Consider the following 24,088-nt stretch of genomic DNA (forward strand, 5'->3'; position numbering starts at 1 on the left):
GGCCGTGGCGACCACGGAAGACCGGGTGGCCGAGTCCATCGCACCTTTCGGCGAGAAAGTATCGATCGCGGCGGTGAACGGGCCGTCCTCGATCGTGGTCTCCGGCACCGAGGCGGCCATCACGGAATTGGCGGCGACATTCGCCGCGGCGCAGATCAAGATGTCGCGGTTGCAGGTCAGCCACGCCTTCCATTCCGCGTTGATGGACCCGATGCTGCCGGACCTCGAAGCCGTCACCGTCGGGCTCACCTACCGCACCGCGCTGCTGCCGGTCGTATCGAACGTCTTCGGTGTCGTCGCGGGCGAGGCGCATGCCGAACCGATCTACTGGGTCGGCCACGTGCGCGATACGGTTCGTTTCGCCGAGGGCGTGCATACCCTGGTGGACTCGGGTGTTCGCCGATTCCTGGAAGTGGGCCCCGACGCCGTGCTGACGGCGATGACCGGTCAGTGCCTGCCGGCCGACATCGAAGCCAAGTCGCTGGTGGCCGCGTCGGGCCGGCGCGGCGTCGACGAGGTGACGCAGGTGCTGACTTTCCTCGCGCAGGCCGACAACGCGGGCATCGACGTCGACTGGTCGCCGCTGTTCGCCGACCGGTCTCCGGCTCGAGTGTCCTTGCCCACCTATGCTTTTCAGCACCAGCGTTACTGGCTGCAACCGAATCGCTCAGTGGTGTCCGGCAATTCGGAGCATCCGATTCTGACGGATGCGGTCCCGGTGGCGAGCAAGGACGAATGGCTCTTCACCGGAAAGCTGTCCGACGCGGCGCACCAGTGGGTCGCCGATCACCAGGTCTTCGGGACCGCGGTCGTCCCGGCGACGACGTATCTGGAATTGGCCTCGGCCATCGGGGTCCGGCTGGGCCTCGGACTCGTCGAGGAGATCTCCCTGGATATTCCGCTGGCGCTCGGCGCGGACCCGGTCGATCTGCAGATCGCAGTCGGCGAGGCCGAGCCGGAAGGGCGCAGACATTTCACGATCTTCTCCCGGACCGAGCGCACCGATCAGGTTGACGCATGGGTGCCGCATGCCCGTGGCGTGCTCGCCGACGCAGCGGGTGCACCCCCGATTTGGGATGAATCCGACTGGCCGCCTGCGGATTCCGAGCAGATCGACGAGCAGGAGCTGTATCGGCGGATCGCCGATCTCGGTCTCGAATACGGCCCGGCCTTCCTCGGCGTGCGTGCGATGTGGCGGCGCGGCGACGAGGTATTCGCGGAGGTGTCGCTGGACGAGACCGCAGCCGGGCAGGTGGCCGGGTTCGGCATTCATCCGGCGTTGTTCGACGCGTGCCTGCATCCCGCGCTCGACTTCGTGATGGACGACATTCCCGAGGGCAGGTTGCCGTTGCCGGTGTCGTTCACCGGTGTGCGGATGGCGCGGACGGGTTCGGGACCGGTCCGCGTGCGCGCCGAGCGTTCCGGCGGCTATCGGATTCGGCTGGACGTGGTCGATGTAACGGGCGAACCGGTGCTGAGCGCGGATTCCCTTGTGGTGCACCCGGTCGAACGCCGCACCGTGGCACGGGTGCGCGCCGGAGGCGCACTGCCCGTGCTCCATGGCGTCGAGTGGGTGTCCGTGCCGCCGGTGTCGTCGACACCGGTGTCGTCGATGGTGGTACTCGGTGACCAGACCGTGGCGGGTATCGACGATCACGTCGGGGGCGTAGGCGAACTCGCCGCCGCCGATGTTGTCGCGGACGCGGCTGTCTGGCTGGTCGACGCCGCCGAATCCGGCGGTGCGGATGTCGCGCAGGCGGGTCGCCGATCGGTGAAAGCGACCATCGAGTTGTTGCGCTCGTGGCTGTCGGACGCGCGGCTCGCCGAGACCAGGCTGATTGTGGTGACGCGCAACGCGATTGGCCTGCCGGATGAGTCACCCGATCCGGTGGCCGCCGCCGTGGCCGGTTTCGTGCGCAGCGCCCAGGCGGAACACCCTGGCCGGATAGTGCTGCTCGACCGCGATGGCGAGATCGACGCCGAGGTGGTGTCGGCCGTGCTGGCGACGGGGGAACCGCAGGTGGCGGTGCGATCCGGTCGCTTGTCGATGCCGCGGTTGCGGCGCGAGCCCGCATCGGATGCGGCGGCGATGTCCTTCGGCGCGGGGACAGTCCTGGTGACCGGTGGTACCAGCGGGTTGGGCGCGCTCGTGGCGCGGCACCTGGTCGCCGAACACGGCGTGCGCCGGCTGCTCCTGGTCTCGCGGCGAGGTCGTGCTGCCGAGGGGGTGGCGGAACTCGTCGCGGAGATCTCCGCGCTGGGTGCCGAGGTCGATGTGGCGGCCTGCGATGTCTCCGATCGCGCCGCTCTCGAGACAGTGTTGGCCGCGATCCCCGCGGCGTTCCCGCTCTCCGGCGTCGTCCATTCGGCAGGTGTTGTAGACGACGGAACCATCGAGACATTGACCGGAGAGCAGGTGGACCGCGTCTTCGAACCGAAGGTGGACGGGGCGTGGCTGTTGCACGACCTGACCCGCGCCGCGGAATTGTCCGCGTTCGTGGTGTTTTCCTCGGTCGCTGGGGTCGCGGGTTCCCCCGGGCAGGGTAACTACGCGGCGGCGAATGCCTTCGCGGACGCGGTGGTCCGGTTGCGGCGTCAGGCGGGCCTGCCAGGTGTGGCGGTGGCCTGGGGGCCGTGGCACGCGGGTAGCGGTATGACCGGCGAACTCGGTGCGGCCGGACTGGCGCGATTGCGGCGGTTGGGTTTTCGCCCCATCGCCGATGCCGAGGGCCTCGCGCTGTTCGACGCGGCACTCACGGCCGGCTCGGGCGTAGTGGTCGGCGCACAGTTCGATTCGGCCGGATTGGCGGCGCAGGCCGAGGCCGGTGCACTGCCGAAGATCTTGAGTCCCTTGGTCACCGCGGCAGCGCCCGCCCGCAGGCAGACCGGCACGCCGGTGGGCAGGCTGGCCTCGGCGTCGGCCGCCGAACGTGCCGAGGTGGCCCTGGCGATAGTCCGGGAACAGGCGGCGGCCGTGCTCGGTCACGCCTCCGATGCCGCGATCGATGTGGCGCTTCCGTTCACCGAGCTCGGCTTCGACTCACTGGCCGGGGTGGAGTTCCGCAATCGGCTCACCAAGGCCACGGGTCTGGCGCTGCCCTCCACCCTGGTCTTCGATTACCCCTCCGCACATGCCGTTGCGACGTTCATCGTGTCCAAATTGGATGATGCGCCCAGTACCGAACGCCGGCCGAAGCGCAGCGCCCGCCGAGCGCGGGCGGACGAGCCGATCGCCATCGTCGGGATGAGCTGCCGCTACCCAGGTGGTGTCGCATCGCCGGATCAGCTGTGGGAACTGGTGGCCTCGGGGACGGACGCGATCACGCCCTTCCCGTCCGACCGTGGCTGGGACCTCGAGCGCCTGTTCGACTCGGACCCGGACAAGCCGGGTACCACCTATGTCCGCGAAGGCGGATTCCTCACCGACGTAAGTGCTTTCGATGCGGGCTTCTTCGGCATCAGCCCGCGTGAGGCCACGGCCATGGACCCACAGCAGCGGCTGTCCCTGGAGGCGGCCTGGGAGGCCTTGGAAGACGCGGGGATCGACCCGGTGGCATTGCACGGCGGCGACACCGGAGTGTTCGTCGGCGCCACCCCGTCCGGCTATGTCGAGCGGGTGGTCGGCGAGCACGAGGGTTTCCGGATGACCGGCAACTCGGACAGCGTGATCTCGGGCCGGATCGCCTACGTGTTCGGTCTGCAGGGACCGGCCATGACGGTCGATACGGCGTGCTCGTCGTCACTGGTGGCGCTGCACCTGGCCTGTCAGGCCCTGCGCAACGGCGAAACGTCGATGGCACTGGCCGTCGGCGTCACCATCTCGGGCAGTCCGGAGCTCTACGTCGACTTCGCACGTCAGCGTGGTCTTTCCCCCGATGGGCGATGCAAGTCGTTCTCCGCCGACGCCGACGGTGTCGGTTGGTCCGAGGGGGTGGGTGTCCTGGTCGTCGAGCGTCTTTCCGACGCACGGCGAGCGGGCCACAACGTTCTCGCCGTGATCCGGGGTTCCGCGGTGAATCAGGACGGCGCCTCGAATGGTCTGACCGCACCGAATGGTCCGTCCCAGGAGCGGGTGATCGCGTCGGCCCTGGCGGCCGCCGGGTTGGAGCCCGCCGATATCGATGCCGTGGAGGCGCACGGGACCGGTACCCCGCTGGGTGACCCGATCGAGGCGCAGGCATTGATCGCGGCCTATGGCCAGGATCGAGCCGAGCCGCTGCGGATCGGCTCGCTGAAATCGAATATCGGCCACGCGGTCGCCGCATCGGGTGTCGGTGGCGTGATCAAAATCGTGCAGGCGTTGCGGCACGAGATGTTGCCGAAGACATTGCATTTGGATACGCCCTCGCCGCATGTGGACTGGTCCGCGGGCGCGGTGCGGCTGCTGGTCGAGGCGGAGCCGTGGCGCGCGGGGGAGCGGGTGCGCCGCGCGGGCGTCTCGTCCTTCGGCATCAGCGGCACCAACGCGCATGTGATCGTCGAGGAAGCCCCCGCGCTCACCCGGCATGAGGACGTATCTTCCGGGGAGCCGGTATCCCCGGACGCCGAGGTGGCGGCATGGCCGGTTTCGGCGAAATCCGAGGCCGGTTTGCGGGCCCAGGCGGAACGGCTGCGGACGTGGCTGCTCGACCATCCGGATGCCGATGCACTGAGTGTGGCGCGGTCGTTGATCGATACGCGGGCGCAGTTGGAATGGCGCGGCGTCGCCGTCGGCCGGGACCGCGAGCAACTGCTCGCCGGATTGGCGGACCTCTCGTCCGGTTCAGCGTCGGCGGTAGCCAGCGGACCCGTCGGGGGTCGGACGGCATTCGTGTTCACCGGCCAGGGGGCACAGCGGATCGGTATGGGTGCGCAGCTGTACCAGGCGTTCCCGATATTCGCCTCGGCCTTGGACGAAGTGTGCGCCGAGTTCGACCGTCTCGTGGGCGGGTCGTTGCGGGAAGTGATGTTCGCTGATCCCGAAGGCGTGCTGGATCGGACGGAGTGGACGCAGCCCGCGCTATTCGCGTTCGAGGTGGCGTTGTTCCGGTTGGTGGAGTCGTTCGGTGTGTCACCGGATGTGTTGATCGGACATTCGATCGGCGAGTTGGTCGCGGCTTATGTCGCCGGGGTGTGGTCGCTCGAGGATGCGTGCGCGTTGGTGGCGGCGCGTGGTCGGTTGATGGGTGCGTTACCCCGGGGCGGGGCGATGCTCGCGGTCGCGGTGTCCGAAGCGGAGGCGGTGCGGGTACTCGCGGACTACGGCGATCGGGTGTCGCTGGCGGCGATCAACGGCCCCGACTCGGTGGTGGTCTCCGGTGCCGCGCACGCCGTCGATGACGTCGAGCGGGTGTTCTCGAGCGCCGGTCGCACAACGACGCGACTGCGTGTGAGTCACGCGTTCCATTCGGCACTGATGGAACCCATGCTGGCCGAATTCCGTTCCGTGGCGGCGGGAGTGACCTACCGGCCGCCGTTGCTGCCGATCGTGTCGAATGTGACCGGCGCGATGGGCGAGGCATTCACCGACCCCAGCTACTGGGTCGGCCAGGTGCGCGCCGCGGTCCGGTTCGCGCCCGGCATCCGGTTGCTCGCCGACACCGGCGTACAGCGCTTCCTCGAGTTCGGCCCCGACGCCGTGCTGACAGCCATGATCCGTCAGTGTCTGGACGACGATGCCGATACTTCGGCCGCCCGACTGGTGTGCGCGGCGAGTCGCCGCAGCGCCGACGAAGTGGTCCGGTTGGTGACCTTCCTGGCCCAGGTGTACACCGCGGGCAGCGGTGTCGACTGGCGGTCACTGTTCGGTGAGCGTACGACGCGACGAATCGCCTTGCCCACCTATGCGTTCCAACATCAGCGCTATTGGCTGGCCGCTGCCCCCGACGCCGGGGACGTCCGCGGCTCCGGTCTGGACAGTGCGGCGCACCCGCTGTTGAGTGCGGCGGTATGGCTGCCGGACTCCGAAGGGGTGGCGCTGACCGGACGGCTGTCGTTGTCCAGCCACCCCTGGCTGGCCGATCACGTGATCGGTGGGACAGTGCTGCTGCCGGGCACCGGATTCATCGAACTGGCACTGCACGTCGCAGCGATGGTGGGCAGTCCGCGCTTGGCCGAACTGGTCGTCACGGCACCGCTGATCGTGCCGCCGAACGGAGCGGTGGAATTGCGGGTCATGGCGGCCGGACCGGATACCACCGGCGCGCGGGTCGTGTCGGTGTACTCGCGTCCGCAACGAGACGGCGCGCCGGAATCGGCGGAATGGGTTCGTCATGCGACCGGAACCCTGGTCGCGCAACCGGATTCGGCTCCATCCGATTCGGTGATGGCGAACTGGCCACCGGCTGGAGCGCAGCCGGTGGATATCGGCGACTTCTATCCCGATCTGGTCGAGCGCGGCTACGGGCACGGACCGTTGTTCCAAGGGCTCACCGCGCTCTGGCGCGGTGACGGTGAGGTCTTCGCCGAGGTGAACCTGCCGGAGCAGTCATCGGCCGGCCGGTTCGGAGTGCATCCGGCGCTGCTGGACGCGGCACTGCACGCCATTCGGTTCACCGGATTGACCGCAGCGGGCGCCGATGGCGAAATCGTCGTGCCGTATTCGTGGGAGAACGTGGATCTGCGTGCGGTCGGAGCCGGGTCGGTCCGGGTCCGGCTGCGCGCGGCCGATCCGGATTCCAGTGAGTCGGACAATCAGCGAATCGCGGTGACCCTCACCGATTCCCGTGGTGTGCCGGTGCTCGAGGTCGCGGCACTGACCATGCGCCCGATTCCGATCGCCGCGCTCGACGCCGCGGGCGCCGCTGCGGCAGGTCGCGGCGGGTACCAGCTTGGATGGGTCACGGCACCCGCCGCGCCGGTCGGTACCGACGAGCAATGGGCATTCACCGACGACGGCGAAACTGTGGCCGTCGCAGGCAGTTCGGTCGCCGTGATCCGGCTGCAGGAAGCGATCGAGGATGCCGACCTGCCCGAATCCGTGCACAGTCGGCTCGCCGAGGTAACGACGCGCGTCGGCACCCTGCTGATGCGATACGAGCGCGTCGTCGTGGTCACCCACAACGCGGTCGCCGTGCACGCGGACGAGCCGGTGGATCTCGGCGCCGCCGCCGTTTGGGGTCTGCTGCGCAGCGGCCAGCACGAGAGCCCCGGGCGCATCGCGATCGTGGACGTGGACCGCTGGGCGGATTACCGCATCGGCGTCGCCGCGGCGCTGGCCGACACCGATGAATCACAAGTGGCGTTGCGCCAGGGCATTTCGTATGTGCCGCGATTGAGTCGCGGCCGCACCGACACTGCGTCGGCGATCGTCTCGACGCCTCGGCCCGACGGCACGGTGTTGATCACCGGCGGCACCGGCGGATTGGCCGCCGTGGCCGCTCGGCACCTGATCGCCGAATATGGTGTGCGCAGGCTTGTGCTGGCGGGTAGGCGCGGTCCCGCCGCGCCGGGCGCGGCCGATCTGGTGGCCGAGCTGACCGCGCTGGGCGCGCAGGTGGACGTGGTCGCCTGCGATGTCGCCGACCGAACGGCGCTGGACGAATTGTTGTCGGCCATCGCGCCGGAACATCCGTTGACCGGCGTCGTCCACGCGGCGGGCGTACTGGCCGACGGTTTGCTCGCCGATTTGACCCCGCAGCGGCTGGCAACGGTGCTGCGACCCAAGGTCGATGCGGCCTGGCATCTGCATGAGGCCACCAAGGATCTGGATCTGTCGATGTTCGTGCTCTACTCCTCGTTCGCGGGGACGATCGGCAGCCCGGGCCAGGCCAACTATGCGGCGGCGAACGCGTTCCTCGACGCGCTGGCGCGGCGGCGGCACCGCGACGGCCTGCCCGCGACGGCCGTCGCGTGGGGACCATGGCGCGGCACCGACGGTATGACCGGCACCCTCTCGGCCGCCGATTTCGCCAGAATGCGCCGAGAGGGCCTGGTTCCGGTCGATAATCGGTACGGCATGGCACTGCTCGACACGGCCATGGCCGCCGGTGTCCCGGCGATCGTCGGGGTTCGTTTCGACATGTCGGCCCTCGCGACGCAGGCCGCCGCGGGTGCGTTGCCCAAAACGCTCAGCTCGCTCGTCACCGCGGCGCCTCGTCGCGCCGAGAGCGGGGAGTCGCTGGCACAGCGGCTGGCCGGGGCCCCGGAATCCGAGCGTGCCGGGGTGGTGCTCGCCGTCGTCCTGGAGCACGTCGCCGCCAGTCTCGGACACGGGTCGGGGGACATGATCGATCCGACAGCTCCGTTCACCGAGCTGGGTTTCGATTCTCTTGCGGGAGTGGAGTTCCGCAACCGGTTGACCAAGGCCACCGGGTTGGCTTTACCGTCCACGCTGGTCTTCGATCACCCGACCGCACGCGGCCTGGCCGAGTACCTCGGTTCTCGGATGACCGAAATCCTGGACACCGCTGTCGAGGCATCCGCCACAGCGGTTCGGGCCGGGGCTGCGGCTCCCCGGACATCCGGGACGCGCGGTGGGCTCACCGACCTCGTACTGGCCGCGCACCGGCGCGGGCGGGTCGGTGCGGCATTGCCGATGTTGCGAGAGAGCGCCATGCTCGTCGAAACCTTCGCCACCGCAGTCGAATTGCCCGTCCGGCCCACGCCGATACCGCTGAGCAGGGGCGCATCCGGCCCGGCGATCATCTGTGTGCCGTCGTTCGTAGTCGGTACCGGGCCGCACCAATTCGGCGGACTGGCACGCGAATTGGGCGCCGACCATACCGTCTCGGCGCTGCGTCTACCGGGCACCCGCCCGGGGGAGCTGATGCCCGCGTCCTGGAACGCATTGCTGGACAGCCTGGCCGCGACTGTCGCGGACGTCGGTGATGCGCGGCCGATCGTACTCGTCGGCTATTCGGCGGGTGGTGCGATCGCGCACGCACTGGCGCATCGGCTGGAAAGCGACGGCCGCGCGATCGCGGCGGTGATATTGCTGGACACCTATTCGCCCGCCGATCCAGAACAAAGTCGCGAAGTGCTGGTCAGCGCGATCGGCGCGGTGCTCGAACTCGACAGTGCGATCACCGAGATCAGCGATCACGGCCTGATCGCGATGGCGAAGTATGCGCAGATATTCGACGAACGGCAACCGTTGCCGATCGCCGCGCCGACGTTCGATCTGCGGGCCGCGACCCAACTGCCCGGGTTGAATCTCGCCGAACCGGTCGCCGCGTGGCTGCATACCTCTCAGAGGGTCGAGATCGACGCGGATCATTTCTCGATTATCGGCTCGGCCTCGACTGCGGCGGCGGCCGAGATACGGCGCTGGCTCGCCGAGCGAACGAGTGCTGAATCGCCATCCCTGGCATCGAATACGGCGAGATAGAGGAATCCCATGTTCGAACCTTCCCAAGAGATCGCCATTGTCGGTATGGCCTGCCGGATGCCGGGCGCTGCCGATCTCGAGCAGTTCTGGCGGTTACTGCGCGACCGCCGTGACGCCGTCGGGTCCGCTCCGGCGGACCGGCCCGGTATCGAGGAGACGGCCGGTTTCCTCTCTACCGCAACCGAATTCGATGCCGACTTCTTCGGGGTCTCGCCCAATGAGGCGCGTTCGATCGATCCGCAGCAGTTGCTGGCGTTGGAGTTGAGCTGGGAGGCGCTCGAGGACGCCGGCATGGCCGCCACGGCGCGCGATGCCCGGCGGTGTGGTGTGTTCGTCGGCAGCACCGGAACCGATTTCGCCGAAATCCTGGCCTCCCAGGGTGGGCAGGGTGTCAGCCGCCACTCGCTCTGGGGTGTCGGACGGGGCATCATCGCAAACCGCATCTCGAACTACTTCGGTTTCAGCGGCCCGAGCATCCTGGTCGACAGCGCCCAGGCATCGTCGCTGGTCGCAGTTCACCTGGCCTGTGAGAGCCTGCGCAGCGGCGAGAGCGAGGTGGCTCTGGCCGGCGGCCTGAACCTGATTCTGTCGCCGACCAGCGGTGAGCGTATCGAGCAGTTCGGCGCGCAGTCGGCGCTGGGCGCCTGCTACACCTTCGATGCGCGGGCCGACGGGTTCGTGCGCGGTGAGGGCGGCGGCATGGTGGTGTTGAAACCACTGGCGCAGGCGGTGGCCGACGGCGACCGGATTCATGCCGTGATCCGGGGCAGTGCGGTCAACACCGGCAACGAACGCCGAGTGCTGACCGCCCCGAGCCGAGATGCCCAGGCTGCGGCGATCCGCTCCGCGCTGACCGCGGCAGGGGTCGAGGCCGCGTCGGTGCAGTACGTCGAATTGCACGGCACCGGAACCCCCGCCGGTGATTCGGTGGAGGCCGCCGCGCTCGGCGAAACCTACGGCGGGAGCCGGGCGCAGGATGTGCCGCTGGCCGTCGGATCGGTCAAGACGAATATCGGGCATCTGGAAGGTGCCTCGGGTATCGCGGGCCTGATCAAGACCGTGCTCTCGTTGACCCACCGGGAACTGGTGGCCAGCTTGAACTTCGAGACACCGAATCCGCTAATTCCGCTCGCGGACTTGGGATTACGGGTGGTGACGGGCACCGAGAGCTGGCCGGTGGCCGAGGTGCGCAGGGCCGGTGTGTCGTCCTTCGGTATGGGCGGCACGAATGCCCACGTGATCGTGGAGGAGGCGCCCGCCGTCAAATCCGCCGGGGACCACGCATCCGTGGTGGACGGCGCTGGCGTGGTGGACGGCGCTGCTGTGGTGGAAGGCGTGGGCGGTGTGGTGCCGTTGGTGATGTCGGCTCGTAGTGAGGGGGGTGTGCGTGCGCAGGCGGCTCGGTTGCGGGAGTGGCTGGTGCGGTATCCGGAGCTGGATGTGGTTGATGTGGCGCATTCGCTGCTGACCACGCGAGCCCAGATGCGGTGGCGCGGAAGCGTTGTGGGGCGGCATCGAGCGGAGCTGCTGGCCGGTTTGGCAGCCCTGGCCGACCCGACCGCGCCAGCTATGGCGATCGAGCCGATAACCGGGCGGGCCGAGCAGAGGCGGGTCGCGTTCGTTTTCCCAGGCAATGGCAGCCAGTGGGAGGGCATGGCGCTGGATCTGCTGGATTCTGACGGGGCGTTTGCGGAGTCGATCGCGGAATGTGAAGCGGCGCTCGCGCCGTATGTGGACTGGTCGCTGACGGCGGTGCTGCGCCGCGAAGCAGACGCACCCGCGCTGGATCGCGTGAATGTGGTGCAGCCGGTGCTGTTCGCGGTGATGGTCTCACTGGCCCGCATGTGGTGTGCGGCCGGCGTGACGCCGGACGTGGTGATCGGCCATTCCCATGGCGAGATCGCCGCCGCCTATGTTGCGGGTGGACTTTCGCTGTCCGATGCGGCGCGCGTGGTGGCTCTGCGGTCCCGGGCACTGGCCGATGAGCTGGCCGGACACGGCGGTATGGCCTCGATCGGACTCGGCGCGGATGCGGTTGGCGCACGTCTTTCGGCGTATGGGGATCGGCTGTCGTTGGCGGCGGTAAACGGACCGGCGCAAAGTGTGATTTCCGGTGACGTTTCGGCAGTGGCGGAATTCCTCGCCGACTGCGCCCGCGATGGCGTGTGGGCCCGCCGGGTTCCGATCGATTACGCGTCGCACTCGAAGGCGATCGAGCGGATCCGGGATCGGCTGCTCGCCGAACTGGAGCCGATCCGTCCGCAATCCGGATCGGTGCCGTTCTTTTCCACGGTATTCGCCGACCGATTGGATACCGCGGAACTGAACGCCGAATACTGGTATCGGTCGGAGCGGGAACCGATCCGATTCGCCGATGCGGTTACCGCGTTGATCGCGGACGGTATCACCGGATTCGTCGAGGCCAGCCCGCATCCGGTGCTCACGTTGGGGATAGCCCTGACCGCCGAGGCGGCCGGTGCGGCCGAGGGCGTGGCTGTTGTCGGATCCTTGCGACGCGGCGAGGGGGGCCCGCAACGGTTCATGGCCTCGCTTGCGCGGGCTTACTGCGCCGGTTTGCCGGTGGATCCGGGTGCGCTGGTTCCCGGTGGGGTGCGGGTCGACCTGCCGCCGTATGCGTTCCAGCGCCGTAACTTCTTGGCCGGTGGGCCGGTAACCGGTGTAATCGATGCGGTCGTGGCAACCGACGACCGAATCCCGGAGGAACCGTTTTCCACAGGCAGGGAACAGGGCGCAGCCTGGGAAGACAGTCCACTGGCACGCACATTGCTGGCTGCCCCCGAATATCAGCGCGACACAATAGTTCTCGATATCGTTCGCGAGCATGCTGCTGCCGTACTAGGCCACGAGTCGGCTCAGTCGATTCAGCCCGACCTGCCGTTCACCGAGCTCGGCTTCGACTCCATGAGTGGGGTGGAGCTGCAGAGCCGACTGCAACGGGCCACCGGTGTTCCGCTGCCCGCGTCGCTCGTCTTCGACCACCCGACCGCGACCGCGGTTGCGAGATTGCTACAGGCCCGGGTCACCGGCATCGAGCGGGACAAGCACCGGGTATCACGGCGGACGGCTACCGACGAACCCATTGCCATCGTTGGCATCGGTGCCCGATTCCCCGGTGGTGTGCGATCCGCCGAGGACCTGTGGGACCTGATGACTGCGGGCCGAGATGTGATCGGCGAATTCCCCACCGACCGGGGTTGGGACCTGGACCGGCTATTCGACCCCGACCCCGACAAACCGGGCACGGTCTACACGCGACACGGTGGGTTCCTCAGCGACGCAGGCGATTTCGACCCCGGCTTCTTCGGCATCAGCCCACGCGAAGCATTGGCGATGGATCCGCAGCAGCGGCTGCTGCTCGAAACAGCATGGGAAGCCTTGGAGGACGCGGGTATCGACCCGATGTCGTTGCGGGGCAGCGACACCAGCGTCTTCGCCGGTGCCTGCGCATCGGGTTACTCGCGACGGGTGACCGGTGATCTCGAGGGATACCGGCTGACCGGCACTTCGCACAGTGTCATTTCGGGGCGCGTTGCGTATGTGTTCGGTCTGGAAGGTCCGGCGGTGACGGTGGATACGGCGTGCTCGTCGTCGTTGGTGGCGTTGCATCTGGCGTGCCAGGCGCTGCGCCAGGGCGATAGCTCGCTGGTGCTGGCCGGTGGTGTGACCGTCGCGGCCAGCCCGTATCTGTTCGTGGACTTCTCCCGCCAGCGCGGCCTGTCACCGGACGGTCGTTGTAAGGCGTTCTCGGCTGACGCCGACGGTGTGGGGTGGTCCGAGGGTTCGGGTATTGTTGTGCTCGAGCGACTTTCGGATGCGCGGCGGCTCGGCCACAACGTGCTGGCCGTGATTCGCGGTAGTGCGGTGAACCAGGACGGTGCGAGCAACGGGCTGACCGCTCCGAACGGTCCGTCCCAGGAGCGGGTGATCGCGCAGGCCCTGGCCAATGCGGGGATCTCGGCGGTCGATGTGGACGTGGTCGAGGCGCACGGGACCGGCACCACGCTGGGGGATCCGATCGAAGCGCAGGCGCTGATCGCTGCCTACGGACAGGATCGAGGCGATCGGGAGCCGGTGCGGATCGGTTCGCTGAAGTCGAATATCGGCCATACCGTGGCCGCTGCCGGTGTGGCCGGTGTGATCAAGCTGGTGCAGGCGATGCGGCACGAGTGGTTGCCGCGCACGCTGCACGCCGAAACGCCTTCGCCGCACGTGGATTGGGCTGCGGGCGCGGTGCGTCTGCTGACCGAAGCCGAACCGTGGCCCGCGGGCGATCGAGTGCGTCGGGCGGGTGTGTCGTCGTTCGGGATCAGCGGCACCAACGCGCATCTGATCGTCGAAGAAGCACCTGCCGCCCCGGTGGCTGCTGCCGAGGACGATATCGAAATTCCGCTGCCGCTCATCCCATTGTTGGTCTCGGGTAAGGGCGAGGCAGGTCTGCGCGCACAGGCCGCCCGGCTGCAGGCATGGCTGTCGCAGCGGTCGCAGATCGACATCGCGGATGCGGCCTATTCGCTGGCGACGTCGCGGGCGCAGCTGGATTCACGCAGTGTGGTACTCGGTCGCGATCGGGACGAGGTGCTCGAGCGGTTGGCCGATCTCGCCGAGTCGGGAACCGGCACCGGTGTGATCGCAGGTGTCGTCGGTTCCGGGCAAACGGCATTCCTGTTCACCGGTCAGGGTGCACAGCGGATCGGTATGGGCGCTGGTCTGTACGAGGCGTTCCCGGTATTCGCCGACGCACTGGACTCGGTGTGCGCACAGTTCGATCCGGTGTTGGAGCGCTCGCTCGCGGACATCATGTTCGGCGGTACCGATGCCACGGTGCTGGATCGCACCGAGTTCACCCAGCCCGCGCTGTTCGCCTTCGAGGTGGCGCTGTATCGCTTGCTGGAATCCTTCGGCGTCACCGCGGATGTGTTGATCGGCCATTCGATCGGAGAAGTCGCGGCCGCGTATCTCGCTGGCCTGTGGTCGCTCGAGGATGCCTGCCGGTTGGTGGCGGCGCGCGGCCGTCTCATGGGGGCGCTGCCCGAGGGCGGCGCGATGCTTGCCATCGCAGCGTCGGAAACCGAGGTGCTCGATGTCGTCGCTCGGTATCCCGACCGAGTGTCCGTCGCTGCGGTGAATGCGCCTGAGGCCCTGGTGATTTCGGGTGACGAGGAGGCGGTCGCCGAGATCGAGACCCTATTCGTCGGGCGTGGCCGCAAGACCTCACGGCTGCGGGTCAGCCACGCCTTCCACTCGCATCGGATGGAGCCGATGCTGGCCGAATTCGAGTCTGTCGCAAAGGAGTTGACGTATCACCGGCTGCGGCTGCCGGTGGTATCGAATGTCTCCGGTCTACTCGCCGGGGACGAGGTGCTCGAACCTGCCTACTGGGTTCGGCACGTGCGGGCCGCGGTGCGATTCGCGCCCGGTATCGAGACATTGATCGCCTCGGGTGTGCGTCGATTCCTGGAAGTAGGCCCGGACGCGGTGTTGACGGCGCTGACCCGGCATTCCCTCGAGGAGGGCACGGAGTCGGTGGTGGCCGCGGCCGCGCGCCGGGATCACGAAGAGCCCCAACAGTTCTTGACGATGCTGGCGCGCGCTCACACATCCGGCGTTCGTGTGGATTGGACGCCACTGTTCCGGCACCGGGCGATACGACGAGTTCCCCTGCCCACGTACGCCTTCCAACACCAGCGGTACTGGCTGGCCGACGTTGCGGGTACCAGAGATGTCCGGATGTCGGGTCTGGACGGTACCGAGCATCCGCTATTGGGTGCGGCGGTGTGGTTGCCGGATTCCGATGGGGTGGTGTTGACGGGTCGAGTGTCCTTGTCGAGTCATCCGTGGTTGGCCGATCACGTGATCGGTGGGTCGGTGCTGGTGCCGGGTACGGCATTCGTGGAGTTGGCGTTGCATGTCGGGGCGCTGGTCGACAGTCGACGGCTGGCTGAGCTGGTCGTGACCACTCCCTTGATTGTGCCGCCGACGGGCGCTGTCGAGCTGCGAGTGATGGTGGCCGGTCCCGATGATGTGGGTGCACGACCGGTCTCGGTGTATTCGCGTCCACAACAGGATGGCGAGTCGGATCGGGCGCAGTGGGTTCGCCATGCCACGGGAACTCTTGTGGCACATGCGCCATCGTCTCCGAACTGGCACACGCAGAGTTGGCCGCCGGTCGGGGCGCTGCCCATTACGCTCGAGGACGCCTACGCGGAGCTGGCCGAGCGCGGTTATCACTATGGACCGGCTTTCCGTGGGCTGACCGCGCTGTGGCGGCAAGACGGCGCGGTCTTCGCCGAGTTGGAGCTGCCCGAGCAGGCGCGGTCCGCGGATCACAGCTCGGGGCATGCCTCGGCAGACCGATTCGGAGTGCACCCGGCGTTGTTGGATGCGGTCCTGCACGCGATGCTGCTCGGCGGGCTGGCCGATTCCGCCGCGGCGGGTGAGATTCTGGTGCCGTATTCTTGGGAGAACATCGACATCCATGCCGTTGGAGCCACCTCGGTGCGGGTCCGGTTGGCACCGGCCGAGCCCGAGCCGGGCAATCGGCGGATCATGTTGTCGCTTACCGATTCCCATGGTGGCCCCGTTGTCGAGGTCGCCGCCGTGACCCTGCGACCGATCGCCATCGGAGCCATCGGCGCGCGGTCCGCGGAGCAGGCGGGCTTGTATCGGGTTCGTTGGGAGTCGACACGGCTGGATTCGGCGGACTCGTCCACACCGGCTATGGCTGCGCTTTCGGGCGCGACCGTGACGGGCATCGATGCGACTTTTGGCTCGGTTTCCGATGTTGCTGCGGCCGAATATGCTCCGAATACCGTTGTATGGCGGGCACCCACCCACTCCACCGATGATCCTGCGGCGGTTGAGCCGAGCATCGTGCGGGCCGGGGTGCACGCCACATTGGCAATGCTGAGATCGTGGCTTGCCGAAGAACGAGTGTCCGATGTTCGGCTGGTAGTGGTCACCAGGGGTGGGGCTGGGCTGGTCGGCGAGACCGCGCAATTGGCCGCTGCTTCGGTTTGGGGACTGGTGCGCAGTGCGCAGTCGGAGCATCCCGAGCGGTTCGTGCTGGTCGACGAGGATCCTGCTGAGCCACTGTCAGCTGAGGCGATCGCGGCGGTGTTGCGGTCGGGTGAGCCGCAGGTCGCGGTGCGCGCCGGGGAAATGCTGGTTCCCCGGCTGACGCGGGCATCCGCGTCGGCGGAAACCGTGCCGGTGGCATTGGCAGACGTGACGGTGTTGATCACCGGTGGCACGGGTGGGCTCGGTGCGTTGTTCGCCCGCCACCTCATCGCCGAACATGGCGTGCGCCGTTTGGTATTGACGTCGCGGCGGGGACTCGAAGCGCCCGGTTCCGCCGCTTTGGTCGCCGAATTGGCGCAGGCTGGCGCCGACGTCCAGGTCGTCGCGTGCGATGTCACCGACCGTGACGCGGTTCGAAACCTACTGGACAGCATTGATCCCGATGGTGGGCTCGCTGTCGTACATACCGCGGGCGTTCTGGATGACGGCACGGTGGAGTCGTTGACCGCCGAGCAGGTGGATCGCGTGCTGGCACCGAAAGTGGACGGTGCGTGGCATCTGCACGAGCTGACTCGTGACCGGGATGTGTCGGCGTTCGTGGTGTTTTCATCGATCGCGGGCGTGGTCGGCTCGGCTGGGCAGAGCAACTACGCCGCGGCGAACGGTTTTCTGGATGGGCTGGTGCAGCAGCGGCGGGCAACGGGACTGGCCGCGACATCGCTGGCGTGGGGGCCGTGGAATCAGGGCAGCGGGATGACCGGCGAACTGGACCGCAGCGCTGTGGCGCGCTGGGAGCGGATGGGACTCGGTCAACTCGACGATGCCGAGGGTGTGCGTCTGTTCGACGAGGCCCTCGCTCGCTCCGACGCGCACCACGCCCCGATCCGGTTCGACGCGAGCGTGATGCGTCGTGGCTCCGATGCCGCCGCGGTTCCCGCGGTGCTGCGTGGATTCGTGCGACGTGCGCCGCGCCCGGCACAGTCGGCGGCGAGCTCGTTGGGCGCCCGGCTGGTAGGCGTGCCCGAGGCCCGACGCGGTGAGCTGGTGCTCGCGGTCGTGCGGGAGCACGCGGCCGCGGTATTGGGGCATGCCTCGCCCGGCATGATCGATGTCGAAACGCCTTTCAACGAAATGGGTTTCGACTCGTTGGGCGGTGTCGAGTTCCGTAACAGGTTGGCCAAGGCGACGGGCGTGCGGTTGCCGTCGACCTTGGTGTTCGATTACCCGACCCCGGCGGCGGTGGCGAAGTTCGTGCAGTCGCGCGTCGAACCGAAGGCGGTGGGCGAAGCCCCCGACATGGGTCGGGGGAAGAAGCCGGTCCGCGCGGACGAGCCGATCGCCATCGTGGGTATGGCCTGCCGGTATCCGGGTGGTGTCGCATCACCGGAGCAGCTGTGGGATCTGGTCTTGTCGGGAACCGATGCGATCAGCGAGTTTCCCTCGGATCGCGGCTGGGATCTGGAGCGGTTGTTCGATCCGGATCCGGAGCGTTCGGGGACGTCCTACATCCGGGAGGGTGGATTCCTGCGCGATGCGGCCGATTTCGATGCCGGATTCTTCGGGATCGGGCCACGGGAGGCGTCCGCGATGGATCCGCAGCAGCGGCTGCTGCTCGAGGTGTCGTGGGAGGCATTGGAGCATGCGGGGATCGACCCGGTCTCGTTGCGGGGCAGCGACACCGGTGTCTACACCGGCGTGATGTACCAGGACTACGCGACGGTGACCGGCAAGGCCGGGCCCGAGGTCGAGGGGTATGCCGTAACCGGTGTCATGGGGAGTGTGGCGTCCGGGCGGGTGTCGTATGCGTTGGGGTTGGAGGGCCCCGCGGTGACGGTGGACACGGCGTGCTCGTCGTCATTGGTGGCGTTGCATACGGCGTGCCGGGCGCTGCGCCAGGGGGAGAGCTCACTGGCGCTGGTGGGTGGCGCGACGGTGATGGCGACACCGATGGTGTTCGTGGAGTTTTCGCGGCAGCGCGGTTTGGCTCGGGATGCTCGATGCAAGTCGTTTTCGGCAGCGGCCGACGGCATCACCTGGGCGGAGGGCGCGGCGATGCTGGTGGTGGAGCGGTTGTCGGACGCACAGCGCTTGGGCCACAACGTTCTTGCCGTTGTGCGGGGCTCGGCGGTGAACCAGGACGGTGCGAGCAATGGTCTGACCGCGCCGAATGGCCCATCGCAGGAGCGGGTGATCATGGCGGCATTGGCTGATGCCGGTTTGACACCGTCGGATGTGGACGCGGTGGAAGCACACGGGACAGGGACGCCGCTGGGCGATCCGATCGAGGCGAACGCGCTGCTGGCCACCTATGGGCAGGACCGGCCGCAGCCACTGCTGCTCGGGTCGTTGAAGTCGAATATCGGGCATTCGCAGGCCGCTGCGGGTGTGGGTGGGGTGATCAAGATGGTGCAGGCGTTGCGGCACGAGATGTTGCCCAAGACCTTGCATGTGGATGAGCCGAGCCCCCATGTGGATTGGTCGGTGGGTGCTGTCGAGTTGTTGACGCAGGCTCGGCCGTGGCAGCGCAATGGGCGGATTCGTCGTGCGGGGGTGTCGTCGTTCGGGATCAGCGGCACCAATGCGCATGTGATCTTGGAGGAGGCACCCGCGGTGGCCGGGGGATCGGGCTCGCGGCCCGACTCGATGCCGACCTCGACGTGGGTGTTGTCCGGGCAGAGCCAGGAGGGGTTGCGGGAGCAGGCTGTTCGGCTCGGGGTGTGGCTGGGCTCGCATATGGAGGCGAATCCGGCAGATATCGCGCACTCGTTGTTGCGACACCGAGCGCGGCTGGAGTGGCGCGGTGCGGTCGTGGGGCGGGGACTGGCGGATCTGAAGGCTGGTTTGGCGTGGTTGGCCGAATCGGCGCCGCAGTCGGTCAACGACGGCGACAGTGTGGTGTCGGGTCGTGCCGTGTCGCGCCGGGTGGCATTCGTCTTTCCTGGTCAGGGCAGCCAGTGGTTGGGGATGGGCGCTGAGTTGTTGGCCGCGGGTGGGGTATTCGCCGACGCGATCGCGGAGTGCGAGGCCGCGCTGGCGCCGTTCGTCGACTGGTCGTTGACCGCGGTGCTGCGCGGGAAGCCGGGCGCGGCGTCACTGGAACGGGTGGATGTGGTCCAGCCGGTGCTGTTCGCGATGATGGTGTCGTTGGCGCGAGTATGGCGCGCGAGCGGGGTCGAACCCGCTGCGGTGCTGGGTCATTCGCAGGGCGAGATCGCGGCGGCGGTGGTCGCGGGCGGACTGTCGCTGTCGGATGGTGCGCGGGTGGTCGCCCTTCGTTCCCAGGTCGTCGCGCAGGAACTCGCGGGTGACGGCGGCATGGCATCGGTGCGGTTGGACACCGACGCGGTTGCGCGGCGGTTGTCCGGGTTCGGGGACCGGATTTCGGTTGCGGCGGTGAATGGTCCGGGCCAGACGGTGGTATCCGGGGAGGAGTCGGCTCTGGACGAGTTCTTAACCGTGTGTGAGGCCGATGGTGTGTGGGTGCGGCGGATTCCGGTGGACTATGCGTCGCATTCGAAGGCGGTGGAGTCGATCCGGGATCGGGTGTTGGCGGAGTTGGCTGCCGTTGTGCCGGTGTCGGGTTCGGTGCCGTTCTTCTCCACGGTGTTCGCGGATTACGTGGATACTGGGATGTTGGATGCGGGGTATTGGTACCGGGGGTTGCGTGAACGGGTGCTGTTCGCGGAGTCGGTGGAGGTGCTGGCGCGGGCGGGAGTGAATGCGTTCATCGAGGTGAGTCCGCATCCAGTGTTGACGGTCGGCGTGGCGTCGACGACGGAGTCGCTCGGTTTGGCGGACCGGGTGGCTGTTTTCGGGACGTTGAAGCGTGATCGTGGTGGTCCGGAGCAGGTTGCCGCCGCGTTGGCGCAGGCTCATTGCGTGGGTGTGGAGGTGTCGCCCGCGGCGTTGGCTCCACTCGCCGCCCGGGTGGCATTGCCGACCTACGCGTTTCAGCACAGGCGCTATTGGCTGCAGCCCAGTGGCACGCCGGATGTGTCGCAGTCGGGTATGGACGAAGCCGGACATCCACTGCTCGGTGCGATGCTGCGACTGCCGGATTCGCCGGATGTGGTGTTCACGGGTCGGCTTTCGCCGACCAGTCATCCGTGGCTGGCCGACCATGCCGTCGCGGGAGTCGCTTTGCTGCCCGGCGCCGCCCTGGTGGAGCTGGCGCTGCACGTAGGAACGCTGCTGGGATACCCGCGCGTGGCGGAGTTGGTGCTCGAGGCGCCGTTGCCGGTGCCTACCGCTGGCGCGGTCGAATTGCGGGTCATGGCAGGCGGACCCGATGACACCGGCGCACGGCCGGTGTCGGTGTACTCCCGTGCGCACGGCGCCGATGAATCCGAGCAGTGGGTCCGCCATGCGGTCGGATCGGTCACCACCGAGGCGGACGCACCGCCGGTCGACCCGGGTATGACCAGCTGGCCGCCCACGGGGGCGACGGCGTTGCCGGTCGAGGGTGCCTATGTGGATCTGGCGGAGCGTGGGTACGAATACGGGCCGGTATTCCAGGGGCTTACGGCGCTTTGGCGGCGCGACGATGAGGTGTTCGCCGAGGTTGCGCTGCCGGAGCAGGCCCGCCCGCACAGTGCGGAGTTCGGTTTGCACCCGGCCCTGTTGGATGCCGCACTGCACGCGATCCTGCAGGGTGAGTTGTTTCCCGCCACGGGTCCCGGTGCGGTGGCAGTCCCGTTCTCGTGGGAAAACGTCGAGCTCTATGCGACCGGGGCAACGTCGCTGCGGGTCCGAGCGGTTCGCTCCGGGGGTGATCGGATCACGTTGACCGTCGCCGACGCCGCGGGTATGGCCGTGGCCGAGGTGGCGGCGCTGACGCTGCGGCAGCTCTCGATCGACACGCTGCTGGGTAGTGCCCGCCGCCGTAACGACGGTATCGGTTACCGGGTGGAGTGGGTGGCACTGCCCGCCCCCGAGGATGTGCTCAGCGAAGCTGATATCTGGGGTCCCGCGCTGGAAGATGCAGCCGTAACGATCGCGGGACGGCGCGCGTCGGTAGTGCGGTTCGACCCCGCCGATGGCAGCGCTTCGCGCGACGCCACCGCTGACCGCGGCGATCTCCCGGCGGCGGTGCGGGATTCGGTCACCGAGCTGACCGTGCGAATGCAGCAACTGCTGGCGCGCGACGGGTTGATCGTGGTGGTGACCCGCCAGGCGGTGGCGACGCATACCGGAGAGTCTGTGGACTTGTTCGCAGCGGCTGCGTGGGGTTTGCTGCGCACGGCGCAGAGCGAGCACGCGGATCGGATTCTGGTCGTCGATGTCGATGACTGGGCCGATTATCGGCGTGCCGTGGCCGTGGCCGTGACCATCGGCGACGAACCCCAACTGGCGGTCCGGCGCGGGGCGGTGCATGTGCCCCGGTTGAGCCGAGGTATGGGCGACATCGTGGGCGCGAGCGACCTGGTGGGGTCGCCGGCGTGGGCATTGACCCATTTCGGTAAGGGCACATTGACCGGAGACAACCTCGCTCTGGTCGAGACCCCGGATGAGTTGCGGGCGCTGGAGCCCGGTCAGGTTCGGATCGCGTTGCGTGCCGCGGGCGTGAACTTCCGTGATGTGCTGATCACCTTGGGCATGGTGTCGGATGCGACTGCCGCATCCCAATCGATCAGCGCGACCATCTGTGTCGAAGGTGCGGGCGTCGTGCTCGAGGTGGCACCGGATGTGACCGAATTCGCTCCCGGTGACCGGGTTTTCGGATTCACCTCCGGGGCCGGCTCGGTGACGGTGACCGATCGGCGACTGATTGCCCGGATGCCGCATGGCTGGTCGTTCGCCCAGGCCGCCGCGGTGCCGGTGGTCTACGCGACCGCCTACTACGGCCTCGTCGATCTGGCCGGGGCGCAACCGGGTCAGACACTGCTGCTGCACGCGGCCACCGGCGGCGTCGGCCTGGCGACAATCCAACTGGCTCGGCATTTGGGGTTGCGGCTGTTGCCGACGACGAGTCGACCCAAATGGGACGTGCTGCGCGAGTTGGGATTCGACGACTCCGAGATCGCTGACTCGCGCACCCTGGATTTCGAGCAGAAGTTCTTCGACGCCACCGACGGTCGCGGCGTGGATATCGTATTGAATTCGCTGACGCTCGAATTCGTGGACGCGTCATTGCGATTGCTACCGAACGGCGGCAAGTTCATCGAGATGGGTCACCTCGACGAGCGTGACCCGGTGCGGGTGGCCGCTGATCATCCCGGGGTGGATTACCACCACTTCATGCTGCTGGACGTGCCGCCGGATCGGCTGGGACAGATCCTGCGGACCGTTGTCGAGCTTTTCGAAGCCGAATCGTTGGCGCCTTCGCAGGTCACCGCGTGGGACCTGCGCCAGGCGCCGGAAGCGTTCCGGCATATGAGTCAGGCTCGGCATATCGGCAAGAACGTACTCACCGTGCCCACCCCGCTGCGGCCCGATGGCACCGTGCTGATCACCGGCGGCACGGGAGGATTGGGCGCCGTAGTTGCGCGGCAGCTCATCACCGAGCACGGTGTGTGCCGACTGGTCTTGGCTGGTAGGCGTGGCCCCCAGGCCCCCGGGGCGGCTGAACTGCGCGACGAGCTCGTCGCGCTGGGCGCGGAGGTGGCGGTGGTCGCCTGTGATGCGGCCGATCGAGCCGCGCTGGATGGCGTGCTGGCCGCGATACCGGCGCAGCATCCGTTGACCGGTGTTGTGCATGCGGCGGGTGTGCTGTCCGACGGCTTGCTGGCGACGATGACGCCGGAGCGGATCGCTGAGGTGATGCGTCCGAAGGTGGATGCGGCATGGAATCTGCACGAGGCGACCAAAGACCTGGATCTGTCGATGTTCGTGCTGTATTCCTCGATCGCGGGTGTGATCGGCAACCCGGGTCAGGCGAACTATGCCGCCGCCAATGTCTTCCTCGATGCGTTGGCGCAGTATCGGCACGTCAACGGTTTGCCCGCGACGTCGATGGCGTGGGGGTTGTGGGCAGAGAGCACCGGGATGACCGGTGGCCTCGGTGCGGCCGATATCGCCCGGTTGCGCCGGGATGGTTTCCCGCCGCTGGGCATCGAGGACGGTATGGCGCTGTTCGATGCGGCTGTGGCGGGTGGCCGTGCGGATGTGGCGGCGGTCCGGATCGATCGGTCCGCGCTCGCCGAGGACGGTCGCTCGATAATGCGGGGTTTGGTGCGACCCTCGCGTCGCCGCGTGGCAAGTGCGGTTGGCGAGTCTTCGACGTTGGCGGCGTTGGTGGCAGGTCGGTCGCCCGCCGAGCAGAAACGTGTTGTGCTCGAGGTGATTCGAGCTCAGGCGGCGGCGGTGTTGGGGCATGACGGTATCGCGTCGATCGCGCCGGATATACCGTTCAAGGACATCGGTTTCGATTCGCTCAGTGTCATGGAATTCCGCAATCAGTTGATCAAGGCGACCGGTCTGCGGTTGCCCGCGAGGCTGGTATTCGACTATCCCACCGCGGAAGCGCTGGCCGGCTTCGTATACGAACAGATCTCGCCCGCCGATGACCCCGCGGAACGGATTGCGGCCGAGATCGATTCGCTGACGCGCAGCTGCGCCACGGCCGAGCTGTCACCCGAGGACCGTTCGGACATGGCACGCAGGTTGACCCTGCTGTTGCGCCAGCTCGAAGACAAGGACGCCGTCGAGATCGACTCCGGCCGCACCGTCGACAGCCTCGACACCGCGGACGACCGCGAGCTTTTCGACTTCATCGACAACATCAGCTGAGCTGACGCATTTCTA

At 67.8% G+C, this 24,088-nt stretch carries 2 protein-coding genes; both read left to right on the forward strand.

Annotated features, from left to right (window positions below; all coding sequences use genetic code 11):
- Positions 1 to 25 precede the first annotated feature (25 nt).
- Positions 26 to 9,307 (forward strand): type I polyketide synthase, encoded by a 9,282-nt coding sequence (locus tag ON44_RS38175; protein ID WP_169338146.1) that lies wholly within the window; start codon positions 26 to 28, stop codon positions 9,305 to 9,307.
- Positions 9,308 to 9,316: 9 nt separating this feature from the next.
- Positions 9,317 to 24,073: a type I polyketide synthase gene (locus ON44_RS38180; protein ID WP_040699565.1), complete on the forward strand. Its 14,757-nt coding sequence runs from the start codon at positions 9,317 to 9,319 to the stop codon at positions 24,071 to 24,073.
- The last annotated feature ends 15 nt before the right edge of the window (positions 24,074 to 24,088 follow it).

Origin of the sequence: Nocardia vinacea NBRC 16497, from assembly GCF_000308835.1 — a bacterium.
GTDB classification, from domain to species: Bacteria; Actinomycetota; Actinomycetes; order Mycobacteriales; family Mycobacteriaceae; genus Nocardia; species Nocardia vinacea.

What these genes read in the sequence shown, in the direction of transcription:
- ON44_RS38180 (WP_040699565.1), top strand. Translation starts at nt 9,317, where the DNA reads ATGTTCGAACCTTCCCAAGAGATCGCCATTGTCGGTATGGCCTGCCGG.